Genomic DNA, 9,056 nt, shown 5'->3' with positions numbered 1-9,056 from the left:
GACTTTTCGGACACCCTCTTTTTGTGATTTAAACGGTCTATGTTTTATGATTTTTTTCGAATGGAAATCGCATTTTTATGCGCCTGCAAACCCTCAAGTTCAGCGAGTATTTCAACTACAGTCCCAATGTGTTGGAGCCCAGTTTCGCTAATGTGTTGGAAAGTAACTTTTTTTACAAAAGAATCCACCGATACGCCTGAGTAGGAGCGTGCATATCCCGATGTAGGCAGCGTATGATTAGTACCCGAAGCATAATCACCCGCGCTTTCCGGGGTTAAGTGTCCTAAAAATACTGAACCAGCGTTACTGATATAGCGTGTTAAAGACTCCCATTGATCCGTTTCCAAAATAAGGTGTTCTGGAGCGTAATCATTTGAAAATTGTAGCGCTTCCTGAAGGTTATCAACAGTTACCGCATAAGAATTGTCAATAGCTTTTGCAGCAAGTTCCTTGCGCGGTAAGACCGCCAATTGGGCTGCTAGTTCTGTGTTGACCGCATCAACTATAGCCGTAGAAGTTGCAACCAAGACAGCTTGGCTGTCGACGCCGTGTTCGGCTTGTGCCAAAAGATCGGCGGCAACAAAAGCCGGATTAGCCGAGTCATCAGCGACGACTAATACTTCGGATGGGCCGGCAGGCATATCTATGCTAACATTTGCCAGACCCTGTATAATGGATTTTGCCTTCGTGACAAATTGATTGCCTGGGCCAAAAATCTTATCGACTTTGGGTATTGTCTTTGTTCCAAATCCCATAGCAGCAACAGCCTGAGCACCTCCAACCAAGTATATTCTATTTATCTTCAGTAATTTTAAACAAAAAGCGACAAATCCATTAATTTTTCCGTTGGATTGGGGGGGAGAACAAACGACAATTTCTTTGCACCCAGCTATTCTTGCGGGAATACCAAGCATTAAAAGTGTGCTAGGTAAGACCGCTGATCCTCCAGGGATATAGAGACCGACTTTTTCAATAGGGCGCACCTCCCGCCAGCATTTTACGCCGGGCATGGTTTCAACAGTGCGTTCTCTTTTTAATTGCGTACTATGAAACTTATGAATATTTTGAAAAGCAATTTCCAGTGCTCTTTGCTGATCACGGTCTATGGTAGATGCTAACGCATCGATATCGTCCTCGTCCAAATACAGTCGCTCGAGTTCAACATTGTCAAATTTAGCAGCATATTCGCGTAACACGACATCTCCTTGCTGGCGTACCTGTTGAATAATTTCCTGGACAACCTCTTGTATTGCATTGTTCGGATCCGTGTTCCTGGCAACCAGTTGTTGAATTTCGGATTTTCCTAACGTCTTGTAATCATATTTTTTTAACATGGTTGTATAAGTGCATCAAGTTTAAAGAATGATTTTTTCAACGGGCATCACAACGATACCTTGGGCACCTTCAGCTTTTAATTTGTTGATCTTATCCCAAAAGTCATCTTCGGTGATAACGGTATGTACGGCTACCCAGCCTTCTTCTGCAAGTGGAACAACCGTAGGGCTCTTAACGCCGTGGAGTAAAGAAGTAATAGCCGGCAAATTCTTCTTTTCGACATTCAATACCACATATTTGGTTTCTTTTGCTAAAAGAACAGATTCGATGCGTTGTACTAATTCAGTCAAAACTTCATTACCCTCTAATCCTTTTCTTCCCACCAAAATGGCTTCTGAATTCTTCACATCAGCAAAAGGTTTTAAACCATTGCTTTTTAACGTTCCACCTGTAGATACGATATCACAGATTGCATCACTAAGGCCCAAGCCGGGAGAAATCTCAACGGAGCCAGAGATCAAACGGATGTCTGCATTAATATTGTACTCGTTTAGAAAGTTCTTGAGGATATTTGGATAAGAGGTCGCGATTGCTTTACCATTAAGGTCTTTAATGTCCTGAATGCTACTATCTTTGGGGATAGCTAATTTCAATGTGCATTTTCCAAAACCGAGTCTCTTGATGTATTCTACTTTGGATTCAGTCTCATCAATGATGTTTTCACCGACGATACCAAGATCGGCTATGCCTTGTTCTACATAACCCGGAATATCATCGTCTCTCAAAAACAATATTTCCAATGGAAAATTTCCCACAGTGGTAATTAAAGAGCTCTTGTAGTTCTCGAAGTCTAAACCACAGTTTTTCAGTAATTGAACAGATTTTTCGTTTAACCTACCCGATTTTTGGATAGCAATTTTAAGATTTTTCAACGCTTTATAATGTTAGCAGTAAATTATTAATAATAAGAAATCAAACAAGAGGGAAGGTATTCTACGTAAGAACACATTAAATTAACATATCGCCACAACGGCGATGATGGAAATGAAAATGATGTACGTAAGTATAAACCATGTTTGTATTAATAACTGTAAGCAAATGTATAGTAAATTAATTGGAAATCCAAGGCCATCATTTTAAAATTGTCATCTAAACAGGCTTATTATTAAGCGGATTCTAATTTGGATACAAAAATAAGTGAAAATATGGCTAGTGTATACTACATGCAAAATCTGGGCGTATGACAATACTGATTTGATAGCTTGGAGCATACTGTTTCGTATATTTTACAGACCAGTAATGAGTTTGATTCAAATTTAAACGTCTTTAATAAGGTGACAACTCACATAAATTTCCTTATTTTTAAGGGGTGAAGAAATTATAAATAGAGAGATTATTTACTGGATGAAAAGATTAGTTTTTATTTTTGTTTGCTGGTTGAATTGTTCCTATATAGGCGCTGTAGCGCAGGAAATACCTGCTTCTACATTAGATATCCGGATATTGGAGTCGATTGCTGAAACCAGGACTGTGCCGCAAACACAAACATTTAAAGTGCTTTCTGATATCAATAATTATGTTCAGATTGCGGTTCCCGTCGGTTTACTGGTTGCTGGTGCAGTCAATGATGATAAAATGATGCGTCAGAATGCTTTGTATGTTGCTAGCAGTACGGCTGTAACTGCTTTGGTGAATGTGGGTTTGAAACATTTGTTTAAGCGCAGTAGACCTTTTAAAAAATATCCTAATTTCATATCGGTCCGTACGGCCAGTGGATATTCCTTTCCCTCTGGGCATACGTCTTCCGCTTTTGCTACCGCAACTGCTTTGTCACGTGCCTATTCGAAGTGGTACGTCGTCGCCCCATCCCTTTTATGGGCAAGTAGTGTTGGTTATTCACGGATGTATTTGGGCGTACACTTTCCCACCGATGTATTGGCTGGTGCTGCACTGGGAACAGGAGCAGCATTCGCTTTAGATGGATTAAAGAGATAATATAAAAAGAAAAAATGATGCAACAGGTTGTTAAAATATTAGTTGTTGGATGTGGAAATATGGGCGCATCTCATGCAAGGGCTTATCACGATTTAGATGGCTTTCAAATTGTAGGTCTAGTAGCTCGTGGAGAGAGCAAAGGTAAGCTGAATGAAGAATTGGGAGGAAACTATAAATTATTTTCGTCTTATGAGCAGGCACTTGAGGAAACGAAACCGGATGCCGTGTGTATAGCCACCTATCCAGATACGCATAGAGATTATGCTATAAAAGCCTTTCAGGCTGGGGCTCACGTCTTTATCGAGAAGCCCATAGCTGAAAACGTAATTTCAGCACAGCAGGTAGTGGATGCGGCAATAAAATACGATAGAAAATTGGTTGTTGGTTATATCTTGAGATACCATCCATCCTGGATCAAGTTCATCGAGATTTCTAAAACGATGGGAAAGCCACTTGTTATGCGTATGAACCTCAATCAACAGAGTCATGGATATATGTGGGATGTGCATAAAAATTTAATGTCTAGCTTAAGTCCCATTGTTGATTGCGGGGTCCACTATATTGATGTCATGTGTCAAATGGTGGGCGCAAAACCATTGTATGTATCTGCAATAGGTGCACGATTAACCGATGAGATTCCAGCGTGGAACTATAACTATGGGCAACTTCAGTTGCATTTTGAGGACGGTTCTGTAGGATGGTACGAAGCCGGATGGGGGCCAATGGTGAGTCAGAACGCTTTTTTTGTAAAAGATGTTTTTGGACCAAATGGTGCAGTTTCCATTGTCGCTAACAAAGCCAGCGATGAGGGGAAATCGGATTCGGTCGCCTCACACACACAAACGGAAAGCCTAAGAATACATTATAGTGATTTAGATTCAGCCAATGAATTTAAGAAGGCCGATGAATGGATTAACTTATCGGATGAGCCTGATCATCAAGAATTATGTAATCGGGAGCAGCTATTCTTTCTGCGGGCAATTTTAGAGAATTTGGATCTTACTGATTCAATGGAAGATGCTATTAACAGTCTGCGAATCGCTTTGGCATGCGATGAAGCTGTGAAAACTAAATTGATGATAAAGTTGTAGTGCTTTTTCACAAAATATCTTTTGAATATTGTACTAGAATATACAGCAAGAAAGTGCTTAAATAAAAAAATAGCTTAAAAAAATAGACTTTTTGGTCTGTCTTTTGTTATTTAGCTACATATTTAACATTCTTATGAATAATTTACTCAAAGTTGCACTATTATTTGGATTATCAATTTCGACAACTTATGCGCAAGATAAGCAATGGCAGATGGAGTTGGTTTTTAAAGGTGAAGTGTCGCCTGAAAAGTTTGAAAATGACGTTCCAGAATTTGCAAAGGAGTTTTATGAGCCATTTTTGAAAGGAAAAATGGCTTATCGGAATGTAGAGGTTTTGGCTGATGCCGATTATTCTTCCACTATAGTGAATCAAAAGACACATGCTGTTTTAAATCGAAAGTTAGCAAAAACGTATTCGTATTCAGCAGGAGATGATGTCGTCACTGCTGAAGTATATCATCCATCGTATAAGATTGTTGGTGTAAAGCCGGAAGAATCCGAAGGCCCTTATGTGCAGCTGCAAGATATGGGCGAAATAGAATCAATAGCGGGCATTACCTGTAAAAAAGCAAAGTTGTTTTTTAAAAACAATGCGGATTCGGCTATCGCAACTGTTTGGTATTCGGAAGCAGTACCGACTTATTATTTGACTGCCTTTCCATTTATAAATGATTTGCCTGGTGGTGTGCTTAAATTGTCTTTAGGTGAAAGCAATGAGCTTGGTTTCGAAACAACAAAAGTGGCCAATACATCTTTTGTTGCAGACTTTCAATTGCCTAAAAACGCGAAGGTTATTGATATCTCCGGGGGAGATAATGATAGCCAGGCAGAAGATGTCGGTTTATTTGAAGACACTTTTCCATTGGATAGATCACTTAAATGGACGATGGTTAAGGATAAAAATACCAATGATGAATATTATGGTATAAAAAACACGGCAGGAGAAGAAGTATTGCCTTGCTCTCTTTTCTCTTTAGCATACTTTAATGAACACACTGCCATTGTTTCAGATAAAGATAATTATTTTTGGTTATTGGATAAGAAGGGGGGAAAGGTAAATAAAGAAGGATTTGACTGGCTGACGCCAGCAAATCAAAAAATTGCCATATTCCAAAAAGACGGTAATTTTGGATTGGTCACAGAAGAAGGGAAAATTCTGCTAGATAAGAAAGAAAACATCAGTAAATTTTTGGACAATTATCTGATGTTCTCTGAAAATGGTAAAATTGGATTGCTGGACGAACAGGGAAAGATTATATTAAAAGCGAATCTACTATTTCTAGATGCTGATCACGTCGGGAATGTTTTGATTCGCGAGAAAGAGGGCGAAGAAACGAAGAAGATGGACTTAAATACTTTCTTAAATTCTTATGTTAAGTAATTTTAAATCCATACAATCTATGTTTTAGCGGTTACAAAAAAAAGGCTTTCAATAGGATGAAAGCCTTTTTTTGTAACCGCTAATTGAGAAGATATCCAATTATTAGGGAATGTTTAAAAACTTATGTGTTTGTAGCGAAATATCCCATTTCGGATTTTCTTTTACGTATTCAATAATAAAAGGGGTCATTTCTTTTGATTTTGACCATTCAGGTTGAAGATATAATCTGCAGTTTGGTCCAACGAGTTGTGCGTATTCTTCTCCCCATGCGAAATCGCTTTTATTGAAAACGATCACTTTAAGTTCACCAGCAGCTTCTAATACATCTTTGCGAGGCGCTTTGAATTTCTTCGGCGATAAACATATCCAGTCCCATTCACCACTTAGAGGATACGCACCCGAGGTTTCAATAAAGGTCTTAATGCCCGCCTGATGGAGCCCTTTCGTTAGGTAATCCAAATTATAGATAAGGGGTTCTCCACCTGTAATGACAACTGTTTTCGCAGGATATTTCTTTGCGTTTTCGATGATCGAATCTGCTGTTGTAAGCGGATGTATCGAAGCATCCCAGCTTTCCTTTACATCGCACCAGTGGCAACCCACATCGCAGCCCCCCAATCGTATGAAATAAGCAGCAGTCCCGGTGTGGTAGCCCTCACCCTGAATAGTGTAAAATTCTTCCATTAAGGGCAATAGTGTTCCGTCTTCTGGTACTTGATTTGACATAGTTAAAATTTCAGTCTGCAAAAGTAGCAAATATTAATGAGATGCTCAATTTGTCAACTTGCTTTTATCGGGCTTGCTATCATTTTTTAGTCATTCCAATTAACTATTGGATTTATTTATCACATTACTTTACAATAAACTGCTTTCGGAGGTGTAGTGCTAATCTCAACAGCGTACCAAATGGATACCACTTAGTATACTAACAACGAGAAAACACTCTTTTTACAGGGGTATAACGGGGGGAATACAAGGGTATACCCCTGTTAACACCCTGTTATACCCCTGTTAACCCCTTGTTATTACCCTGTTAATGTTTAAAGTGGTGCGAAGTAATTATTACAACTTACTCCAAGGAGTGAGTGGCTTTCCTTGGCCATTAATACCGGTGCCCAACTCGAGTGTAAAATAGAAATGAGCAAGAGAACAATTTTAATTAGGCCAAAGAGGTGTAATGTATTTAATTGATGGGCGGGAGTGAAAGGAGGGGCTGGTACGAGTACAGCGGCCCGTTCAGCACAAAGACATATTATTTATCAAAAATTTTACTAAATTTGTGACACAATTTATTTATTGAAACATAAGTGTAATAACATAATTGTACATGTTGTTTTATGTTTTCTATTTTTTAACGATTTAAAGATCATAGTTGTAAATGATTAATATTACACTACCGGATGGTTCCGTAAGAGCATATCAACAAGGGATCACTGCTGCAGAGATTGCGTTATCAATCTCAGAGGGGCTTGCAAGAAACGTCCTTGCTGCCGAAGTAAATGGTGAAGTGTGGGATTCTGCCCGTGCTATTGAAAATGACGCTACTGTCAAGTTATTGACCTGGAATGATACCAAAGGTAAATCCACTTTTTGGCATTCTTCAGCCCACTTATTGGCTGAGGCTTTGGAGGCATTATATCCTGGGATTAAATTTGGTATTGGTCCCGCGATTGAAACCGGATTTTACTACGATGTTGATTTTGGTGATCGTGAATTCTCGTCTGATGACTTTAAAGCGATCGAAGACAAGATGCTGGAGCTGGCCAAACGAAAAGAAACATTTGAACGTAAAGCTGTTTCGAAATCGGATGCATTGGCTTACTTTACTGAAAAAGGAGATGAGTATAAGCTAGATTTAATCAAAGATTTGGAAGATGGAAAGATTACTTTCTATACTCAAGGGGAATTTACAGATTTATGTCGTGGCCCTCATATTCCAAATACTGGGTTTATCAAAGCGATTAAATTGACTAATGTTGCCGGTGCTTATTGGAGAGGTGATGAGTCTCGCAAACAGTTGACACGAATTTATGGTGTTACGTTCCCGAAGGCATCGGAGCTTACAGAATATTTGAAATTTATAGAAGAGGCGAAAAAACGCGATCACCGTAAACTGGGGAAAGAGTTGGAACTTTTTGCTTTTTCTGAAAAAGTTGGCGCGGGGCTGCCTCTTTGGTTGCCTAAAGGTGCTGCATTACGTCAAAAGCTTATAGATTTTTTACAGAAGGCACAGTTGAACTCAGGGTATGAACCTGTTGTTACTCCTCATATTGGACATAAACAACTCTACGTGACTTCTGGACACTATGAGAAATATGGTGCAGACTCATTTCAACCAATAAAAACTCCTATAGAAGGTGAAGAGTTTTTGTTGAAACCCATGAATTGTCCGCATCACTGTGAGATTTATAAAGTAAAACCACGTTCTTATAAGGATTTACCTGTCCGTTTCGCTGAATTTGGTACGGTATATCGTTATGAGCAATCTGGTGAGCTTCATGGTTTAACAAGGGTTCGTGGGTTTACTCAGGATGATGCGCATTTGTTTTGCCGTCCAGATCAGGTTAAAGATGAATTTAAAAAAGTAATTGATTTAGTTCTTTATGTCTTTGGCGCGCTTGGATTCAATGATTATACTGCACAGGTATCGTTACGTGATCCTGAGAATCGCACAAAGTATATTGGTACCGACGAAAACTGGGCTTTGGCTGAGTCTGCAATTATTGAAGCCGCAGAAGAGAAAGGGTTACCAACGGTAGTGGAATATGGTGAAGCTGCTTTCTACGGCCCTAAACTAGACTTTATGGTGAAGGATGCTTTAGGACGTAAGTGGCAATTGGGAACGATACAAGTAGATTATAATTTACCTGAACGTTTTGAATTAGAGTATACTGGGAGTGACAATATGAAACATCGTCCAGTGATGATCCACCGTGCACCGTTTGGATCTTTAGAACGTTTTGTGGCTGTATTGATTGAACATTGCGCAGGGCAGTTTCCGTTATGGCTTGCGCCTGAGCAATTTATCGTCTTACCAGTGTCAGAAAAATACGAAGAATATGCGCAAAATGTTTTAAATTCGCTAAATAATTCCGATATTCGCGGACTGATAGACTTACGTGACGAGAAAGTGGGCAGAAAAATCAGAGACGCCGAAGTGAAAAAGCTTCCTTATATGTTGATTGTTGGGGAGAAAGAGGTAGAAAATGGCACAGTTTCTGTACGTAAACATGGCTCAGTGGAATTAGGAACTATGACTGCTGAGGCATTTAGAGATATATTAATTAAGGAAATAACCGTTTAATTTTTAAACA

7 protein-coding genes are annotated in these 9,056 nt (G+C 39.2%); 4 read left to right on the top strand and 3 right to left on the bottom strand.

Annotation, left to right across the window (positions count from 1 at the left end; translation table 11 throughout):
- Window positions 1-44: 44 nt before the first annotated feature.
- Window positions 45-1,334, bottom strand: coding sequence for a histidinol dehydrogenase (gene hisD, locus B3E00_RS10345; RefSeq protein ID WP_293881609.1), 1,290 nt, complete (start codon window positions 1,332-1,334; stop codon window positions 45-47).
- Window positions 1,335-1,355: 21 nt separating this feature from the next.
- The gene (gene hisG / locus B3E00_RS10340) at window positions 1,356-2,207 is read right to left on the bottom strand and encodes an ATP phosphoribosyltransferase (RefSeq protein ID WP_293938357.1); all 852 of its coding nucleotides are present in this window, start codon (window positions 2,205-2,207) and stop codon (window positions 1,356-1,358) included.
- A 472-nt stretch (window positions 2,208-2,679) separates the two neighbouring features.
- Here hisG and B3E00_RS10335 point away from each other — a divergent pair, with 472 nt between their 5' ends.
- From B3E00_RS10335 to B3E00_RS10325, 3 genes are all read left to right on the top strand, one after another.
- Entirely contained in the window at window positions 2,680-3,270 is a 591-nt protein-coding gene (locus B3E00_RS10335; protein ID WP_286776925.1) for a phosphatase PAP2 family protein, read from the top strand.
- A 14-nt stretch (window positions 3,271-3,284) separates the two neighbouring features.
- Window positions 3,285-4,361, top strand: coding sequence for a Gfo/Idh/MocA family protein (locus tag B3E00_RS10330; protein WP_293938356.1), 1,077 nt, complete (start codon window positions 3,285-3,287; stop codon window positions 4,359-4,361).
- A gap of 133 nt (window positions 4,362-4,494) precedes the next feature.
- The gene (locus B3E00_RS10325; protein ID WP_293938355.1) at window positions 4,495-5,742 is read left to right on the top strand and encodes a hypothetical protein; all 1,248 of its coding nucleotides are present in this window, start codon (window positions 4,495-4,497) and stop codon (window positions 5,740-5,742) included.
- A gap of 102 nt (window positions 5,743-5,844) precedes the next feature.
- Here B3E00_RS10325 and B3E00_RS10320 read toward each other — a convergent pair whose 3' ends face one another.
- On the bottom strand, window positions 5,845-6,468 hold the full coding sequence (locus tag B3E00_RS10320) for a 7-carboxy-7-deazaguanine synthase QueE (protein ID WP_293879434.1): 624 nt from the start codon (window positions 6,466-6,468) through the stop codon (window positions 5,845-5,847).
- Window positions 6,469-7,120: 652 nt separating this feature from the next.
- On the opposite strand from B3E00_RS10320, the gene thrS reads away from it, so the two are divergent.
- Window positions 7,121-9,046 carry a threonine--tRNA ligase gene (gene thrS / locus B3E00_RS10315; protein ID WP_293879433.1) on the top strand — a complete coding sequence of 642 codons (1,926 nt, stop codon included), beginning with the start codon at window positions 7,121-7,123 and terminating at the stop codon, window positions 9,044-9,046.
- The last annotated feature ends 10 nt before the right edge of the window (window positions 9,047-9,056 follow it).

It is taken from the genome of Sphingobacterium sp. UBA5996, assembly GCF_002429765.1.
Classification (GTDB): domain Bacteria; phylum Bacteroidota; class Bacteroidia; order Sphingobacteriales; family Sphingobacteriaceae; genus Sphingobacterium.
Note: the sequence above shows the minus strand (reverse complement) of the source record. Positions and strands in the feature narration are given on the sequence as shown.

Excerpts from the sequence above, each read along its gene's own strand:
- hisD (WP_293881609.1), bottom strand. The coding sequence starts at position 1,334 with ATGTTAAAAAAATATGATTACAAGACGTTAGGAAAATCCGAAATTCAA.
- B3E00_RS10335 (WP_286776925.1), top strand. The coding sequence starts at position 2,680 with ATGAAAAGATTAGTTTTTATTTTTGTTTGCTGGTTGAATTGTTCCTAT.
- B3E00_RS10330 (WP_293938356.1), top strand. The coding sequence starts at position 3,285 with ATGATGCAACAGGTTGTTAAAATATTAGTTGTTGGATGTGGAAATATG.
- B3E00_RS10325 (WP_293938355.1), top strand. The coding sequence starts at position 4,495 with ATGAATAATTTACTCAAAGTTGCACTATTATTTGGATTATCAATTTCG.
- B3E00_RS10320 (WP_293879434.1), bottom strand. The coding sequence starts at position 6,468 with ATGTCAAATCAAGTACCAGAAGACGGAACACTATTGCCCTTAATGGAA.
- thrS (WP_293879433.1), top strand. The coding sequence starts at position 7,121 with ATGATTAATATTACACTACCGGATGGTTCCGTAAGAGCATATCAACAA.